Raw genomic sequence first — 16,888 nt, 5'->3', positions numbered from 1 at the left:
GCGAGTACCTGACACTGCTCAACGACACCCTCCACCAACGCACCGGCGAACTGCTCGCCAGCATCGACCAGCGTTTCAACAAACCGGCGGCCAACAAGGTCCGCGCCATGGTCCTCAGCGGCGCCCTCAGCATCGCCAGCGCCCGGAACAACCGCACCCTGATCGACATCAGCGTCTGGACGCTGGAAAGCACCGAATCGCTGCTGGCCCGACTGGCACAACTGCGCGCGAGCAGCGATGTCGGCAGGGGCGAAGGGCTGCGCCGAGCGAGTCACGCAAAGCATGTCCATCGGCGCGGCTGAAGCCCGGCAGATGGCGACACAGGCCCTGCGCGGCTTGCGTGACAACGCTGGCGGGTCGTTGCTGGTGTTGGGGAGTTTGTGGTTCGTACAGGACAGCTTGCGCAATAACCTGAAGGCCCTCTCGCGGACGGCGGGAAGCAGTCATGACGAAGCGTTGGCGGCGGTCTGGTCATCGTCGGTGGGGGTGATGGGGGTTGGAGTGGAGGCGGCGGGTGTGGCGCTTAAGGCTTTGCGGCCGGGGCTAACGACGACTGTGGCTGGCGCGACTAAGCCCATGGGGGCGCGGGTGATGCAGTACGGCGGGGCGATTGCGGCGGTGGCCGGGATCATGGATGGGGTGCAGTTTGGGTTGGCAGCGGGGCGAGCGGCGAAGCAGGGGGATGGGTGGGCCGCTGATCTTTATCGCTTTGCCGCCGTAACTTCCGTTTTTGCAGCTGGAGTGGGTGTTTTAGGATCACTCGCAACTTCCATACTGCTTGGCCCGTTGGGGCTCGCGATTCTTCTCGGACTTGCAGCCTATGCAGTGGCGAGATGGGCCAAGGATGCGGAATCCAGTCCACTCGAACTCTGGGCCCGGCACAGCCTGTGGGGCCTGCCGAGACAGCACCGACAATGGACGACGGCCGAACACTTCGATACCGCGATTGCTGCCCTCAATGCCGCGGTACTTGGCTTGACCGCCGAAGTGGGCATCCATATCCGTATTCGCCCTTTGGGCGGCACGCGCACTATCGGTATCGGCGCTTCAGTCGGTACCGACGTCCAGTGGGCGCCTTACCTGCGATACGCCATCCAGCTACCCAGCTTTGTTCCCGGTGTATCTCGTTACGATTGGGCGCTTACTGTGTACCGTCCACACACCGCTGAACAGGTGATTGCCAGTGGTCGCAGCGACAGTACGCCTTCATTGCAGCCACCACCCTTGCCGCTGCAAAACGACTACGACCATGACAGCACCCTGCCGCAGCTGGAACTGGATGAAGAATCCAAAACACTGCTGATCCGTGGCTCCATCGAACTGGATACCTTCTACGACATCAACGCCGTGCAATTGACCGTCAGCTTCTGGCCGGACCGCAGCGACGAAACCGGTCATGCCCGTCTCATCGTCAAGGAAGATAAGGTGGACGCCGCTACAACGAATCGAAAGGGCGGAAACTGAAGATGGCGCGTCCATTACTTGATCCGCCTTGTATCGGTTGGCGCGAGGATTTACCTGCGACCGATGAGCCGCCTACGGTGGTGGCTTCGATGGGATACAACTCTCCTAATCATATGGACGAGGTGTATCTGGAAGTACCTAGATCCTCACATCGAGCTCGTGGTTTGCTCTTATGGTTGGCGCCGGTCGGGATTCTGGGATCTATTGATATGTTGATACTCCTCATTGACAGATGGGACGCTTCACGATGGGACCCTTCTCAATTGTTTTTTTACTTGGGTCTCATACCTGCACTCGTGCTAACTGGCGCTTGGTTGACCTGCTGGGTACTGAAAACTACCATCGCTCCGCCACGCGACTTACCCCTGCGCTTCAACCGCACCCGCAGAAAAATCTACGCCTACAACTTCAAAGACCGTTGGTGGAACCCCTTCGAGCGCTGGTACGTAGTACCGGTCGCTTATGAATGGTCGCAGGTACGCGCCGAGCTCTGGAGACATACCAGCGTCAGCACTCATGGCGTCATCATCAGAATGGGCGTTGTCCTCTCCATCGTCTCCCCGGGTACAAACAAGGTCATCGACCGATTTCCGCTGAGCACCATGGGCGCCGACGAACATGCCTGGGCCTACATCTGCACGTATATGCAAAAAGGCCCCGACGCCCTGCCACCCCCTGACCCGCCTAAAGATCACAACGATGTGCCTTGGTACAACCTGGCTATGCGTCTGGCCCCCAAGGTTCAGTGGCCTGAAGGCATGGATCGCGAGTCGAGGAGTGCACCATGAAGTTGAGGACAGCGGAGGGATTGACCGCCAACTTCTGTGCGTACCGCAGCGATGAAGCCGGCCAAGCGCAAATGCCAATCAGCTAAGGCGAATTATTTGTGGATGCGGATTTACCGGATCGCCGGACCGCCGCGAATGAAAGCACCGCGCAATGCCTGGAAAACTGCGCTGTCTGGATTCGCGGCGGTCCGGCGGTCCGGTAAATCCGCTCCCACAGTTTTTCGGCGTCCATTCCTTAGCTGACCGGCATCAGGCCACGCCCGACTTATCGTCAAGGAAGACAAGATGGATGCCGCAACGGCGAATCGTAAGGACAATTACTGAAGATGGCACGACCATTACTTGATCCGCCCTGTATCGGTTGGCGGGTGGATTTACCTGCTCCCGATGAGCTGCCTGCGGTAGTGTCCTCATTGGGATTTGACTCACCTAACCATATGGATGAGGTTTATCTGGAAGTACCTAGATCTTCATATCGACTTCGGGGGTTTCTCATATGGTTAACGCCAATTGTGATGTTCAGCTCGATCGACATGTTCATGCTGCTTATCTTTGAGTGGGACCCTTCTGAATTGGGACTTTTTGCCGTGCACTTTGCTTAGTCGAAGCGGTAGATGTCCATGCCCAGCGCGCCCAGGGTGAACCCCTGGTGCTCTAGCGAAAACCGATTGCCTGCGCCCCTCGCGAAGAACAGTGGCAGCAAATGCTCATCGCTGGGATGGTTGCGCACGGCAGAGGGAGCCTGGCGACGGTAATCGAGCAGGGCGCTCTCGTCGTTGGCGGCAAGCTTGTCGACCATCCAGTCGCGAAAGGCTTGGGCCCAGGGCTGCACGACTTCGGGGGCGGCACGCCAGTCCAGCTCACCCAGGTTGTGGGTGATGCTGCCGGAACCGATCAGCAGGATGCCGTGCTCGCGCAGGCTGGCCAGCGCCCGGCCCACCTGTTGTTGCAGCTGCGGGCCGGCCTGGCTCGGCAGTGAAACCTGCACGATCGGGATGTCGGCCTGCGGGTACATCAGCGACAAGGGCACCCACACGCCATGGTCGAACGGGCGCTCGGGGTCCAACTGTGCCTGGAGCCCTGCCTTGGCCAGTTGTTCAACGACTTGCACGGCCAGGGCCGGGTTGCCTGGGGCAGGGTATTGCACCGTATACAGCTCGCGGGGGAAACCGCCGAAGTCATGCCAGGTGCGAGGGTTGGGGTGGCTTGAAACCAGCAGTCCGCGGCTCTCCCAGTGGGCCGAGACCACCACGATCGCTTTCGGGCGGGGCAGTTCGGCCGCCAGGCGCGCCAGGGCCGGGCCGCTGGCACCGGGTTCCAGTGCGAGCATGGGTGAACCATGGGAAATAAACAGGCTGGGCAGCATGAGCAGGTTCCTGAACGTTAAGATAGGTGCATCTTCAGGCAGATCATTGATCTAAATCTAATATAAGTTTTCGCATCTTTTTATCGAATTTTTTGGAGTCAATCATGCAGCCGGAGTTTTGGCACAAACGCTGGGAGAGTGGGCAAATCGGTTTTCATCTTGGGCATGTCAATCCTCTCCTGCTGGCACACTGGCCAGGCCTGGGTTTGCCGGCCGGGGCGCGGGTGCTGGTGCCGCTGTGCGGCAAGAGCCTGGACCTTGCCTGGCTGGCCAGTCAGGGCCTGCGGGTGCTGGGGGTGGAGCTTGCGCAGAAAGCCGTGGAGGATTTTTTCCGTGAGCATGGCCTCACGCCCGAGCGCTCGCAGCAGGGGGCGTTCGAGGTGTTCCGGGCGGGTTCCGTCGAATTGTGGTGCGGCGACGTCTTTGCTCTGACTGCCGAGGACTTGGCTGATTGCGTGGGGCTTTACGACCGTGCTGCCCTGATTGCGTTGCCGCCGCCCATGCGTCAGCGCTATGTACAGCACTTGGCAACGTTGTTGCCAGAGCAATGCAAAGGCTTGTTGATCACCATGGATTACGACCAGGCGCAGATTGAAGGCCCGCCGTTCTCCGTTCCTGATGATGAAGTGCAAGCGTTGATGGCGGGGCGTTGGCAGGTGACCGAGCTTCAGTGCGAAGACATTCTGGGCGAAAGCTGGAAGTTTGTGCAGGCGGGGGTGAGTCGGTTGCAGGAGCGGGTGTATCGGCTGGAGAGCCTCTGAGGCCTTAAAGCTTCGCGGGCAAGCCTCGCTCCTACCGGTAGGAGCAGGGCTTGCCCGCGAATAGTAGCTTCAACGCTATGTAACGTCAGGCATCAACCACGGCGACGCATCAACGCCTCGATGCGGTCTTCCAGCGGCGGGTGGCTCATGAACAAGCCAGCCAGGCCGTGCTTCAGGCCGCCGTTGATACCGAACGCGTTCAGGGTGTCGGGCATTTGCACCGGCACGCCCTGTTCGGAACGCAGGCGTTGCAGCGCACCGATCATCGCATTGGTGCCGGCCAGGCGGGCACCGGCTTCGTCGGCGCGGAATTCGCGTTTGCGCGAGAACCACATGACGATGCAGCTGGCCAGGATGCCCAGTACCAACTCGGCAACGATGGTTGCGATGTAGTAGGCGATCCCCTGGCCTTCTTCGTTCTTGAAGATGACCTTGTCGACGAAGTTGCCGATGATCCGCGCAAAAAACATCACGAAGGTGTTCACCACGCCCTGGACCAGCGCCAGGGTGACCATGTCGCCGTTGGCAACGTGGCCGATCTCATGGGCCAGGACCGCCTTGACCTCGTCGGGCGAGAAACGCTCGAGCAGGCCTTGGCTGACGGCGACCAGTGCGTCGTTCTTGTTCCAGCCGGTGGCGAAGGCGTTGGCCTCGTAGGCCGGGAAGATACCGACTTCCGGCATTTTGATGCCGGCTTCGCGAGACAGCTGTTCGACGGTCTGCAACAGCCATTGCTCATGGCGGGTGCGGGGCTGGGTGATGACCTGGGTGCTGGTGCCCATCTTCGCCATCCACTTGGAGATGAACAGCGAGAACAGCGAGCCTGCAAAGCCGAACACGGCACAGAAAATCAGCAGCTGGTTCAGGTTGAGATCGACGCCGTTGGCCGCCATGAACCCGTTGAAGCCAAAAAGGCTCAGGGTAATGCTGGCGATCAGCACTACCGCAAGGTTGGTGGCCAGGAACAGCAAGATGCGCATCATGGTTGTTACGTTCTCCTCACGGATAAAGATGTAGCGTATGCGGGTATATAAGGTGATGCCCCCGGCTATTCAACCGAGGGACTATTTCAAACTGTGTCTTGCTTCGATTCTAGACGCAGTTGCGCGGCCCGGACGCCAGAGCGCAGGGAGCCGGAAACAAGCCGCAGAGTGGATATTCCCCTCTCCCGGGCGGGGAGAGGGGTGAGAAAGGGAGTTACTGGCGGTAGGATTTCAGGAACGAACCGATACGCCCGATGGCCTGCTCAAGGTCATCGACGCGCGGCAGGGTCACCACGCGGAAGTGGTCCGGCCACGGCCAGTTGAACGCCGTGCCCTGGACGATCAGCAGCTTTTCCGAGAGCAGCAGGTCAAGCACGAACTTCTCGTCGTTGTGAATCGGGCAGACCTTCGGGTCGATACGCGGGAAGGCGTAGAGCGCGCCCATCGGCTTGACGCAGCTGACACCGGGAATATCGTTGAGCAGCTCCCAGGTACGGTTGCGCTGTTCCAGCAGGCGGCCCGGTGGCAGCACCAGGTCGTTGATGCTCTGGTAGCCGCCCAGGGCGGTCTGGATGGCGTGCTGGCTTGGCACGTTGGCACACAGGCGCATGTTGGCCAGCATGTCGATGCCTTCGATGTAGCTCTGGGCCGTGTGTTTCGGCCCGGAGATGGCGACCCAGCCAGAGCGGAAGCCCGCGACCCGGTACGACTTGGACAGGCCGTTGAAGGTCAGGCAGAGCACGTCCGGTGCCAGCGAGGCGGTGCTGATGTGCACCGCTTCGTCGTAAAGGATCTTGTCGTAGATCTCATCGGAGAACACCACCAGATTGTGCTGGCGGGCAATTTCAAGCATCCCCAGCAGCACTTCTTTCGGGTACACGGCGCCGGTCGGGTTGTTCGGGTTGATGATGACCATGGCCTTGGTGTTGCTGGTGATCTTGGCTTTGATGTCGTCCAGGTCCGGCCACCAGTTGGCCTGCTCGTCGCACAGGTAATGCACCGGGTTGCCGCCGGACAGGCTCACGGCCGCGGTCCACAGCGGGTAGTCCGGGGCCGGGATCAGCACTTCGTCGCCATTGTTGAGCAGGGCCTGCATCGACATCACGATCAGCTCGGATACGCCGTTGCCCAGGTAGATGTCTTCAATGCCGACACCTTCGACCTGCTTCTGCTGGTAGTACTGCATGACCGCCTTGCGCGCGCTGAACAGGCCTTTGGAGTCGCTGTAGCCCTGTGCGGTCGGCAGATTGCGGATGACGTCCTGAAGGATCTCGTCGGGAGCCTCGAAACCAAAAGGAGCCGGGTTGCCGATATTCAGCTTGAGGATGCGGTGGCCTTCCTCTTCCAGGCGCTTGGCGTGCTTGAGCACCGGGCCGCGAATGTCGTAGCAGACATTGGCGAGCTTGTTCGATTTGCTGAACTGCATGATGTGATCCCGATTAGAAAAGATCGCCGCGCATTGCGCCGTATAATCAGTGTTAAATGCGTTTGGCGTGACGCCTGTAAAGGCGCAATCATACGTGCCGCCCGATCCGTGGAAAAGAGACAGATCGGGCTTTTTCAGCTGCCGAGGTCCCCCCATGGAAAAGATCGAAAAAACCCTGGATGAATGGCGTGCCATGCTCGATCCAGAGCAGTATCAAGTTTGTCGCTTGAAGGGCACCGAGCGACCGTTCAGCGGCAAGTACAACGGCACCAGGACCGATGGCGTCTATCACTGTGTGTGCTGCAAGGAACCGCTGTTCGATTCGAAGGCCAAATTCGATTCCGGCTGCGGCTGGCCCAGCTTCTTTGAGCCGATCGGCGCCAGTGCCATGATCGAAATCCGCGACACCTCCCATGGGATGATTCGCACCGAAGTGGTGTGTGCCAAATGCGATGCCCACCTGGGCCACGTCTTCCCGGACGGCCCGCCACCGACCGGTTTGCGCTATTGCATCAACTCGGTATGCCTGGAGCTGGAGCCGCGGGCGTAAGAAAGGGGGCGCAGAGTCGCCGTTTATCAATAGCGTTGATGAGGAGGCGCGACCATGGATGACAAATTGCTGAGCATTCCTTGCACCACAATCACCGGAGAAAAGAAAACCCTCGGTGATTTTGCCGGCAAGGCCGTGCTGGTAGTCAATACCGCCAGCCAATGTGGTTTCACCCCCCAGTACAAAGGCCTGGAGGCGCTCTGGCAGCGCTACAAGGATCGCGGGCTGGTGGTGCTGGGCTTTCCCTGCAATCAGTTTGGCAAGCAGGAGCCAGGGGATGAGCGGACCATCTCGCAGTTCTGTGAATCGAACTTCGGTGTGAGTTTTCCCCTGTTCAGGAAAATCGAGGTCAATGGCAGTGGCGCCCACCCACTGTTCATACAGTTGAAAAAGCGCGCGCCGGGACTGCTCGGATCCGAAGGCATCAAGTGGAACTTCACCAAGTTCCTGATCGATGGCGAAGGCAAGGTCAAGCGCTTTGCGCCGACCACCAAGCCGGAAGACTTGAGCCGCGAGATCGAATTGCTGCTCAAGTAGCGCGCAGGCCTGGCAGGGCGACCCAGTGGTCAATCAGGGTAATCAGCTCTTCACGGCGAAACGGCTTGGCCAGGTAGTCGCTCATCCCCGCCGCGCGACAGCGTTCGCGCTCTTCGGGCATCGCGTTGGCGGTGAGCGCCACAATCGGCAACTGCGGCCAGCGCCCGCTGCGGCGAATCTGCCGGCTGGCCTCGTAGCCGTCCATGACCGGCATATTGCAGTCCATCAATACCATGTCGAACGGGGCCTGTTCCAGGCGCTCCAGCGCTTCGCCGCCATGGCCGGCCACCGTCACCTCGCATCCCAGCTTGCTGAGCATGCCCTTGGCCACGAGCTGGTTCACCGGGTTGTCTTCGACCAGCAGGATCCTCGCTCGAAGCTCGGGTGTGGGTTGGCCAGTGGAGGGGTCGACCGGGGTCGGATCTTCCGCCTGCAAGGTGTGGCGCAAGGTCTGGTACAGCGCATTGCGCGCCAATGGCCGCGCCTGTTGTTGCAGCGGCGAAAGCGCCGAAGCCTGCTCCCCGGGCAGGAAATTACCATAGGCCGTCACCAGCAGAATGGGCGCGCTGACGGAGGCGCGCAGCATGAACAGGCATTCCACGCAGTCGGTAATCAGCAAATCCGGCGCCAGGCCGGTCAGGTCGGCATCGGTGCCGTAGCGCCGGTAGTTCAACCCCCAGCCGGGCAACAGACTGTCCAGCAGTTCCGCCAGGCCGCTGCCGGCATTGCTGATGGCAACCACGCGACCCTTGAGCGGCGCCGGCGGTATCGCCGGGGAGTGCCGGGGCAGGGGTAGCTCCACGCGAAACTGGCTGCCGAAGCCGGCTTCCGAACTGATGCTCAGTCGGCCTTTCATGGCCTCGCTGAGGTTATGCGTTAACGCCAGCCCCAGTCCGGTACCGCCGAATTGCCGGGTTATGCCGGCGGCGGCCTGGGTGAATGGCTGGAAAATCTTCACCTGGGCTTCGCGCGGGATGCCGATGCCAGTGTCAGAGACTTCGATCCTGACGCCCCCGGGGTAGCCGCTCAAACGGACGTCGACCCGGCCGAAGCGGGTGAACTTCAAGGCATTGGAGAGCAAATTGCTGACAATCTGCCGGACCCGGGTCGGATCGCCGAGCACCATCGCCGGAAAGTCCGGGGCGATCAGGCAGGTCAACTCCACGCTGGGTGCGGCATTTTGTGACAGCAGGTTGGCGGTGTCTTCCGCCAGAGCGCCCAAGTCGAAGGGGATACGTTCCAGTTCCAGCTGCCCGGCATCGAACTTGGACAGGTCAAGAATATCGTTGAGCAGCTCCACCAACACCTTGCCGGAGTCGTGGGCAATCGACAGTTGCTGGCGCTGTTCGGCATTCAGCGGGCTGTCCAGTGACAGCGCGATCATGCCCAGCAAGCCGTTGAGCGGAGTGCGGATCTCATGGCTCATGTTGGCCAGGAAAGCCGAGCGCGCCTGGGCCATGTCCAGCGCCACGCGCCGAGCGTTCTCCAGCTCTTCGTTGGACTGGCTCAAGCGGGTGTTGATGGTCTTGAGCTCGTTGGTGCGCGCCGACACCCGATTCTCCAGCTCGCCCAGGTACTCGGTCAGGCGGTTTTCGGCGTGGCGCCGTTGCTGGATTTCGGTGGCCATGGTCACGAACTGGCGGTTGGCGACCTTGACCAGCACGCCGATCTCATCGTTCTCATGGCCGGGCGGGAAGGGCAGCTTGGCCTGGTTGGGGTCACGCGGGTCGCTGCTGCTCAAGGCGCTGATCACTTTGACCAGCGGCTTGGTCAGCATCACGTAGAACAAGGCTAGCAGGATACCGGTGAGGATCAGGCTGCGGGTAAAGCCGCTGAGCAAGGTGATTTCTGCCCGACGCAGAAAGCGCGAGCCAAAGGCGTAGGTGTCCACCTCAAGGTTGAGGGTGCCGAGGGTTTCCTTGGGGCGATGGCTGAGGTAGAGCCGGTTTTCGAATCGCCGGCTCTCATCGAACAGAAAGTCGCTGATCAGGCGGAAATTGCTTTGCAGGCGTGGCCGCCGGACATTGGCCAGCACATTGCCGTTGTTGTCGGTCAGGCTGGCGCCAATGATGGCGGGCGATTGCATCAACCCCAGGGTCAATTCCTTGGCCAGTTCCGCGTCAATGTTATAGGCGATGCGCGAGGCCGGGTTATGGCTGATTTCCAGCAGCGAGAGCATCTCGCGGTTGATGGAGGCGTCTTCGCTGGCATAATCGATGCCGATCTGGATGAGGCTGAGCAGAAAGCCGATGACGAAGCCGACCAGAACGGTGAGCCGGGCTTGTTTATAAGACAGCCGATGGGTGAATTTGATATCCATGGACAGTGTGCCGAATCCTCATCCGTGCGCCGCCAAGCATAACCGATCACAACGTGGTTTCGGCATCTGCGGCGTTTGAACCATACAGTGCCAGGCGGTTGCCTGTCTCGTGTGACATCAGATAAACAGCCACGCGCCCATTGCGCGCCGAACCGGTCTTGAGGAAATGTTGTGGACTCTCGTTTGATTACCTTTCTTGAGCGTGCCGAAACCCTGATGGCGCGCCTCGAACCCTTGCTGCCGACACCCCGTGCCACCATCGACTGGGGACACACCCTGGCGGCGCGTTGGCAGCGCGACAACCGTGGCGGCTTTCTATTACCGCTTGAGGTGAGCCTGGACATGCGCCTGTCCGACCTGATCGGCGTCGACAGGCAGCGAGACCAACTGGCCGGCAATACCCGTCAGTTTCTCGATGGCCTGCCGGCCAACCACGCCTTGCTCTGGGGCTCGCGCGGCACGGGTAAATCGTCGCTGGTGCGGGCGTTGCTCGCCGAGCACGCCGCGTCGGGCCTGCGCCTGATCGAAATCGAGCGCGATCACCTGGCAGACCTGCCAAGGGTGGTCGAGCATCTGCACAAACTGCCGCAGCGTTTCGTGCTGTTTTGCGATGACCTGTCGTTTGAAGCGGGCGAGAGCGATTACCGCGTGCTCAAAAGCGTGCTGGACGGCTCGCTGGAGCAAGCGCCAGACAACGTGCTGCTGTACGCTACCTCCAACCGCCGCCACCTGGTGCCGGAGAAACAGAGCGACAATGAACATTGGCAATTAGTCGATGGCGAAGTCCATCCCAACGAGGCGGTGGAAGACAAGATCGCCTTGTCCGACCGATTCGGCCTGTGGCTGTCGTTCTATCCCTTTACCCAGGACCATTTCCTCAGCGTCGTCGAGCACTGGATCACTGCGCTGGCCAAACAGTCCGGCCTTGAGTGGGCTCGCGACGAAGAATTGGACAAGACCGCCATTCGCTGGGCAACCGGGCGCGGCAACCGCAACGGCCGCTGCGCCTATCAATTCGCCCGCTACTGGGTGGGCCTCAAATTGCTGGAACAACATCCATGATTGATCTGAACACCACCGGCATCGGCCTCGATGGCTACGCCTTGCTGGCCGCGCAACTGGAATCGCTGCTGGCTGACGAGCGCGACTTTATCGCCAACGCTGCGCAGTTTTCCGCCTTCCTTTATAGTCAGGTCGACGATCTGAACTGGGCCGGCTTCTACCTCAACCGTAATGAAGAGCTGGTGCTCGGCCCGTTCCAGGGCCAGATCGCCTGCGTGCGCATCCCGTTCGGGCGCGGAGTGTGCGGCACGGCGGCGGCAACGCGTGAAACCCAGCGGGTTGAAGACGTGCATGCCTTCCCCGGCCATATCGCTTGCGACAGCGCTTCCAACAGCGAAGTGGTGATTCCGCTGATCAAGGAAGGCCGCCTGATTGGCGTGCTGGACCTGGATAGCCCCAAGCTTGCGCGTTTTACCATTCAGGACCAACAAGGCCTGGAGCGCCTTGCGCAGATATTCCTGCAGGCAACGGATTGCTGAGCTGAATCACTGTCGCCGGAGCCGTTACGACGGCCCCACCGATACGGGTTCTAGAGGCAGGAGCCGGGCTTGCCCGCGAGGCGTTGCGTCTGACACGACGCGGCGCCCCAATCGCAGGCAAGCCATGCTCCTACCGGGTAGGAGCAGAGCTTGCTCGCGATGCTGTCCCCCCCCTGTCTTCAGTCGTAAATAGCCTTCTTGCGCCAATCATCATCCTCAGTCGTCTTCAAGCCTTCAGTCAGCTCGTTGACGTCATCCTCGGTCGGCTTGATGTTGGTCAGCACCATGGAGTTGGCGCGGCCCAGCTGCTTCTCCATCGCCTTGATCTGTTCGGCATACAGCTGAGGCTCCTGCTGCTTGCGCAGGTACTGCACGCCACGCTCAAACGCCAGCCGCGCTTGCCCAGGCTGATTCTGGGTAAAAGCGATCTGCCCCAGGTTATTGAAGAACTCGATATGCAGCAGCACCAGGATACGGCGAATTTCCTTGATCCACTGCTTGGCCTCGACAGGGGGCAAGAAACCTTCCTGCGCCGCACGGGTGATCTGAGTGTGCAGCGCCTCCAGCAGCAAACGCACATCCTTGGCCTTGGCTTCGGTGAGGACAGGTGCCTTCGGGTTGTTGACCGGAATCTTCTCGCCCAGCCCGATCTGATACTCGAGCTCTGTAATACGCGCCTTCAGGCCTGCGTTGTTCTTGTCGATCAACAACAGGCGCTGGGTAATGTTCAGCTCCAGGCGCGTCAACAGCAGTTTCAACGCCGGCGTAGTGAATTGCCTCGGAAAGGTTTCGGTAATTTCACCACAACGGCGCAGACGCTCGGTCAACTCGATCTTGAGGCGGGCCTTTTCCAGCTTGCTGTTTTCCACCGCATTGTTCAGATAACCGATGGTAATCAAAATCGCGATACCGGCTACTATGAGCAGGGTGATCATGAGTGGGGTCACCGTAGAGGCCTCATCAGGTAGGTTCCATTCGAATGTAGTGGCTTGGCATTTAGGCGGATAGAGCTCGTTGGCATCAACGCCATGCCATTGATGGCCATTGGCTTGCTCCTGCTGATTAAGCCATGCCGCGCGGCGGGGCGGGGCGCCAAAACGACGGGAAGTCATTGATTTCAAAAAAAATTCATCTGGGGGTTGACGACTTCTCAAACCACCCCTAGAATGCGCGCCACTTGCAGCGTAAAGCACACAGCGAAACGCGGCAGGGAGTGAATGTTGTAGTGTGTCCCCTTCGTCTAGTGGCCTAGGACACCGCCCTTTCACGGCGGTAACAGGGGTTCGAGTCCCCTAGGGGACGCCAATGCGGGAATAGCTCAGTTGGTAGAGCACGACCTTGCCAAGGTCGGGGTCGCGAGTTCGAGTCTCGTTTCCCGCTCCAATTTCAAACGGTTCTGCTTTCGGGCGGGGCTGGGTAGGAAATCCAAGGGTTGATCGTAAGGTCAGGCTTTGGTCACTAAAGCATGCGTTGCATGTTTTGGGCAGCGTCCCCTTCGTCTAGTGGCCTAGGACACCGCCCTTTCACGGCGGTAACAGGGGTTCGAGTCCCCTAGGGGACGCCATTTTTGCGGGAATAGCTCAGTTGGTAGAGCACGACCTTGCCAAGGTCGGGGTCGCGAGTTCGAGTCTCGTTTCCCGCTCCAAATTCAGATCTGCGGCTTGGCTGCTGTAGATCGTTGGAAAGAGAGGCTAAGGCCTCTTTTTTCATTCCAGTGCTTGCGCTGGGTGCCCTTCGGGGATGCAGTTTTGCGGGAATAGCTCAGTTGGTAGAGCACGACCTTGCCAAGGTCGGGGTCGCGAGTTCGAGTCTCGTTTCCCGCTCCAGTTAACAAAAACACCACTCTATTGAGTGGTGTTTTTGTTTGTGCGCGATTTTTGTAGGGCGGTTTCAAACCTCGCCACGATCGTCACGCTTTTTGACCTTCCAGCGCTTCAGCGGGAGGCTCTGCGGTGCGGACGTTGAACAGACGGCAGACGACACACCAGCACAAGGCCGAAAACAGGTTGTAAGGGAAGAGCACCAGCCAGAACGGTAGCATCCAGTTGTTCTTTCCCTGCAGTTCACCCGGCTCGCCGGTGCGCCAAGGCGCGTAATGGCGCCAGGCTTCGGCGGGTGACAGGCAGATGCGATGGAGTGGAATGTGCCACCAGTTGGGCTCTCCGGGTGGGGGTAGTTTGTCTGGTCCATGGGCCATGAACTGACGGATGTATTCCCAGACTTCGGCGACATGCCGCAGATCACTCTCGGTCGGCTCATTGCTGTCGACCCAGAGTGTGATGCGGTTTTTCTCGTTGCCGTCTGTGGGCTTTGGGCCGAAGGCGAGGGCATAGCTGATGCTGAAGGAACTGCCGCCGAATTCGGTGCGTTGGAATAGGCCGCCTGCTGTTTGAGACCAGTCGAAGGTGATGAGGGTTTTGTTGCGTTGGTAATAGACTTTCCGGGTCTTGCGGTTGAAATAGAAGTGGGATAACCGCTTGATGAGAAAAATGCGGTACCCAGCAAAAATAGACACGAACAAAGGGCCGAGCATTGAAAACAAGAATAGAGACAAATCTCCGTCAAAGTGAATGATCTCAAGTATTGTTAAAAAAGTTATTAATAAAGCAATCGAGGCAACGTACATTTTTCCCATAAACACAGAGTCTGCTATCCAAGGGTTGCGCAGGCACAAAACTTCCCGATCCATACTTACGTATTGGCCACGTATGGCGGGTCCAAACTCGTTTTTCGCTTGGCGCGAAAACATCCATGTGATTGCCATGAATTTCAGTCCTTTGACGTGTCCATTAAGCTCTTCTGACTTTCTAGCGCTTCCACCGGTGGCTCGGCGGTCCGGACATTGAAGACACGGCAGACGACACACCAGCACAAAGCCGAAAACAGGTTGTAAGGGAAAAGCACCAGCCAGAATGGCAGCATCCAGTTGTTCTTGCCCTGCAGTTCACCCGGCTCGCCGGTCCGCCACGGCGCGTAATGACGCCAGGCTTCGGCGGGTGACAGGCAGATGCGATGGAGGGGGATGCGCCACCAATTGGGCTCGCCTGGTGGAGGTAGTTTGTCCGGCCCGTGAGCCATGAATTGACGGATATATTCCCAGACTTCGGCGACATGACGCAGATCACTCTCGGTCGGCTCATTGCTGTCGACCCAGAGTGTGATGCGGTTTTTCTCGTTGCCGTCTGCGGGCTTTGGGCCGAAGGCGAGGGCGTAGCTGATGCTGAAGGAACTGCCGCCGAATTCGGTGCGTGGGTATAGACCGCCTTCTGTTTGGGCCCAGTCGAAGGCGATGAGGGTTTTGTTGCGTTGGTAATAAACTTTCTGGGTTTGGCGATTGAAATAGAGGTGGGACAAGCGCTTGATAAAAAAAATCCGATACCATATTAAAGCTCCAATAAAGGCAGTAAAAGCAGTGGTGCATCCTAGATAGACCCATAAGAATAAATCAAAGCCCAGAGACTGGCCGGGCTCATTAAGTAGTAGCGCGAATTGCCATGTAAAAAAGAAAAACATTAGACAATTACTTGCTGCATACATTTTTCCCATGAAAACCGAATCGGCTATCCAAGGGTTGCGCAGGCACAAGATTTCTCGATTCATACTTACGTATTGATCCCGAATGGCGGGTCCGAATACGTTTTTCGTTTGGGGTAAAAACATCCATGCAATTGCCATGAAATTCACTCCTCTAAAAGAAATTGCGCAGTCGCTATGGCGCTTTCATCCAAACCTTGGTTTGGGCTGTAATCGATATTGAATATCCAATTGTCGAAGCCGGATATTTCCTTGGTGACGTTGAGTAGCAGGCCTGCGGGTGTCAGACGAATGGCGGGAATTACAGGGAGTACGACGTTGAAATCACTGGGTCCTTTGTTGCTGCTCAGGTTGCCCTCCCAGGAGCTTTGGCCGAGCAGATAGCCACGCAACAGGACGGTGAATTCGACTTTGCTTGGTCCTCGCGGCGCTCCGTTATGAAATATCCGCTCCCAGCTGGGTGTGTTTGGTGCCCGATGGTTGTGTAACTTGCTGTCCACGCCCTCCCATCCCAGCGCCTTCGCCTCAGCTTCGTTCAGCAGCACCGGTGCGTAGTAGGCGGCGTACCAAGCCCGGATTTCTTCAGCGAGATTGATAAATCCCGGCAGTTGCCGATTATTGTTTAAGGTAATGCCGGGGCGTTCTTCACCGTCATTGTAGTGATTACCAAATGTGCTACGTGCCGCCCAGAGCTCCATTGGACGATGTTGCCTGGCATGCGCTTTTGAATGTAGGGCTACACCACCTGCCACTATCGCTGCCCCTAACACAACTACGGTAGCGGCTGCCCAGCCGGCAAACGGAACGAACACTGTAGGACCGACGATTGCAATGCTGCCTTCCAATATTGCAGCTGCTCCAGCTGCAACTGCAACGCCACCTAGTGCTGTATAGGCCGCTGCGAATCCATCACCCTGTATCGATTGGCGGATAGCTTTTGCTGCGTCGGAACCCAACCCAAACACAATCACCGGCCACCCCACCGCACGGCTAAAAAGATTACTGGTCAAAAATCGCGCAACCCCACCGCTATACGCCAACCCCGGCGCGGTGCCGGTCAACCGCAGCATCGTGGTCGCATAGATGGCCCTGGTACTGACCAGCGCCGCGGCGACCGCGCCCATCGTCCCCAGAATCGCGGAGATAAACCCGGCGGCGGCCTCAAAAGAGCCGTCGCTCTGCACCTCCTTCAACGCGCTGTTCAGATTGATCAGATTGAAGTAAACCATCCCGAAGTTCAGCACCCCGACGCCAGAGACCAGGGTCGAAGCCAGGCTGGGTTTTACCCGCAGTGTGCGCGTCTGTTCGAGGGTGACGGTCCGGCTGCCGTACAGCCGAACCATCTTCATTTCCTCGACTTCCACCATGCCGGACTTCAGGAATTCGTCGACCTGCTTGCTGAAGGCATCGTTCAACACGGCCTCGTGGGTAATCCGGTAGCGCGCACGCAGCAGCCCAAGGGCTTTTTCCGCGTTGGCTTCCTGAGCGGCAGCCAGCACCTGCTGGCTCAAATTGCGATTGGCACTCCAGCGAGCCTTGCCCTGCATACGTTTGAGCACGACCGTGGTCACGCTCTGCGCCATCAGCTCGGTGGCGCCGGCAATGGGCGGGAAACGGC

General features: G+C 58.9%; 15 protein-coding genes, 5 tRNA genes and 1 pseudogene. 13 read left to right on the top strand and 8 right to left on the bottom strand.

Annotated elements, in window-relative coordinates; genetic code table 11:
- The 3 genes from GUY40_RS27200 to GUY40_RS27190 all read left to right on the top strand — a co-directional run.
- Positions 1 to 302 (top strand): hypothetical protein (locus tag GUY40_RS27200; RefSeq protein WP_166571996.1); only part of this gene is annotated, 302 nt, incomplete at its 5' end.
- Positions 283 to 1,464 carry a hypothetical protein gene (locus GUY40_RS27195; protein ID WP_166571995.1) on the top strand — a complete coding sequence of 394 codons (1,182 nt, stop codon included), beginning with the start codon at positions 283 to 285 and terminating at the stop codon, positions 1,462 to 1,464. The genes GUY40_RS27200 and GUY40_RS27195, both read left to right, overlap by 20 nt.
- A 314-nt stretch (positions 1,465 to 1,778) precedes the next feature.
- The gene (locus GUY40_RS27190) at positions 1,779 to 2,252 is read left to right on the top strand and encodes a DUF6708 domain-containing protein (protein ID WP_256675891.1); all 474 of its coding nucleotides are present in this window, start codon (positions 1,779 to 1,781) and stop codon (positions 2,250 to 2,252) included.
- A 598-nt stretch (positions 2,253 to 2,850) separates the two neighbouring features.
- Here GUY40_RS27190 and GUY40_RS27185 read toward each other — a convergent pair.
- A complete protein-coding gene (locus GUY40_RS27185; RefSeq protein ID WP_166571994.1) occupies positions 2,851 to 3,618 on the bottom strand; it encodes a class III extradiol ring-cleavage dioxygenase in 768 nt (255 codons plus the stop codon).
- Positions 3,619 to 3,722: 104 nt separating this feature from the next.
- On the opposite strand from GUY40_RS27185, the gene GUY40_RS27180 reads away from it, so the two are divergent.
- Positions 3,723 to 4,379 carry a thiopurine S-methyltransferase gene (locus GUY40_RS27180; protein ID WP_166571993.1) on the top strand — a complete coding sequence of 219 codons (657 nt, stop codon included), beginning with the start codon at positions 3,723 to 3,725 and terminating at the stop codon, positions 4,377 to 4,379.
- Positions 4,380 to 4,471: 92 nt separating this feature from the next.
- Here GUY40_RS27180 and htpX read toward each other — a convergent pair whose 3' ends face one another.
- On the bottom strand, positions 4,472 to 5,362 hold the full coding sequence (gene htpX / locus GUY40_RS27175) for a protease HtpX (protein WP_166571992.1): 891 nt from the start codon (positions 5,360 to 5,362) through the stop codon (positions 4,472 to 4,474).
- A gap of 214 nt (positions 5,363 to 5,576) precedes the next feature.
- Positions 5,577 to 6,788: a pyridoxal phosphate-dependent aminotransferase gene (locus GUY40_RS27170; RefSeq protein ID WP_166571991.1), complete on the bottom strand. Its 1,212-nt coding sequence runs from the start codon at positions 6,786 to 6,788 to the stop codon at positions 5,577 to 5,579.
- A gap of 154 nt (positions 6,789 to 6,942) precedes the next feature.
- Between GUY40_RS27170 and msrB the strand changes: the two genes are divergently transcribed.
- Positions 6,943 to 7,338 (top strand): peptide-methionine (R)-S-oxide reductase MsrB, encoded by a 396-nt coding sequence (gene msrB / locus GUY40_RS27165; protein WP_166571990.1) that lies wholly within the window; start codon positions 6,943 to 6,945, stop codon positions 7,336 to 7,338.
- A gap of 54 nt (positions 7,339 to 7,392) precedes the next feature.
- Positions 7,393 to 7,875, top strand: coding sequence for a glutathione peroxidase (locus GUY40_RS27160; RefSeq protein WP_166571989.1), 483 nt, complete (start codon positions 7,393 to 7,395; stop codon positions 7,873 to 7,875).
- On the opposite strand, the gene GUY40_RS27155 is transcribed toward GUY40_RS27160, so the two are convergent.
- Positions 7,868 to 10,195: an ATP-binding protein gene (locus tag GUY40_RS27155; RefSeq protein ID WP_166571988.1), complete on the bottom strand. Its 2,328-nt coding sequence runs from the start codon at positions 10,193 to 10,195 to the stop codon at positions 7,868 to 7,870. The two genes, GUY40_RS27160 and GUY40_RS27155, sit on opposite strands and share 8 nt — an antisense overlap.
- A gap of 171 nt (positions 10,196 to 10,366) precedes the next feature.
- Between GUY40_RS27155 and GUY40_RS27150 the strand changes: the two genes are divergently transcribed.
- Both GUY40_RS27150 and GUY40_RS27145 read left to right on the top strand, forming a co-directional pair.
- Positions 10,367 to 11,257, top strand: coding sequence for an ATP-binding protein (locus tag GUY40_RS27150; RefSeq protein ID WP_166571987.1), 891 nt, complete (start codon positions 10,367 to 10,369; stop codon positions 11,255 to 11,257).
- Entirely contained in the window at positions 11,254 to 11,736 is a 483-nt protein-coding gene (locus GUY40_RS27145) for a GAF domain-containing protein (RefSeq protein ID WP_166571986.1), read from the top strand. The genes GUY40_RS27150 and GUY40_RS27145 overlap by 4 nt, the downstream gene beginning before the upstream one ends.
- Positions 11,737 to 11,915: 179 nt before the next feature.
- On the opposite strand, the gene GUY40_RS27140 is transcribed toward GUY40_RS27145, so the two are convergent.
- Positions 11,916 to 12,683, bottom strand: a complete 768-nt coding sequence (locus tag GUY40_RS27140; protein ID WP_166571985.1) for a hypothetical protein — start codon at positions 12,681 to 12,683, stop codon at positions 11,916 to 11,918.
- Positions 12,684 to 12,965: 282 nt separating this feature from the next.
- Between GUY40_RS27140 and GUY40_RS27135 the strand changes: the two genes are divergently transcribed.
- From GUY40_RS27135 to GUY40_RS27115, 5 genes are all read left to right on the top strand, one after another.
- Positions 12,966 to 13,041, top strand: a tRNA-Glu gene (locus tag GUY40_RS27135).
- 2 nt (positions 13,042 to 13,043) lie between these two features.
- Positions 13,044 to 13,119: transfer RNA gene (locus GUY40_RS27130), tRNA-Gly, on the top strand.
- Between the two features lie 105 nt (positions 13,120 to 13,224).
- Positions 13,225 to 13,300 (top strand) — tRNA-Glu (locus GUY40_RS27125).
- A gap of 5 nt (positions 13,301 to 13,305) precedes the next feature.
- Positions 13,306 to 13,381 (top strand) — tRNA-Gly (locus GUY40_RS27120).
- Positions 13,382 to 13,486: 105 nt separating this feature from the next.
- Positions 13,487 to 13,562, top strand: a tRNA-Gly gene (locus GUY40_RS27115).
- 83 nt (positions 13,563 to 13,645) lie between these two features.
- Here GUY40_RS27115 and GUY40_RS27110 read toward each other — a convergent pair.
- From GUY40_RS27110 to GUY40_RS27100, 3 genes and pseudogenes are all read right to left on the bottom strand, one after another.
- Positions 13,646 to 14,500, bottom strand: coding sequence for a DUF6708 domain-containing protein (locus tag GUY40_RS27110; RefSeq protein WP_166571984.1), 855 nt, complete (start codon positions 14,498 to 14,500; stop codon positions 13,646 to 13,648).
- A gap of 5 nt (positions 14,501 to 14,505) precedes the next feature.
- Complete coding sequence (locus GUY40_RS27105; protein ID WP_166571983.1) at positions 14,506 to 15,411, bottom strand: DUF6708 domain-containing protein; 906 nt, start codon at positions 15,409 to 15,411, stop codon at positions 14,506 to 14,508.
- A gap of 5 nt (positions 15,412 to 15,416) precedes the next feature.
- A pseudogene (locus tag GUY40_RS27100) lies at positions 15,417 to 16,888 on the bottom strand (hypothetical protein); the annotation flags it as partial.

It is taken from the genome of Pseudomonas sp. R5(2019), assembly GCF_009905435.1.
Lineage (GTDB): Bacteria > Pseudomonadota > Gammaproteobacteria > Pseudomonadales > Pseudomonadaceae > Aquipseudomonas.
Note: the sequence above shows the minus strand (reverse complement) of the source record. Positions and strands in the feature narration are given on the sequence as shown.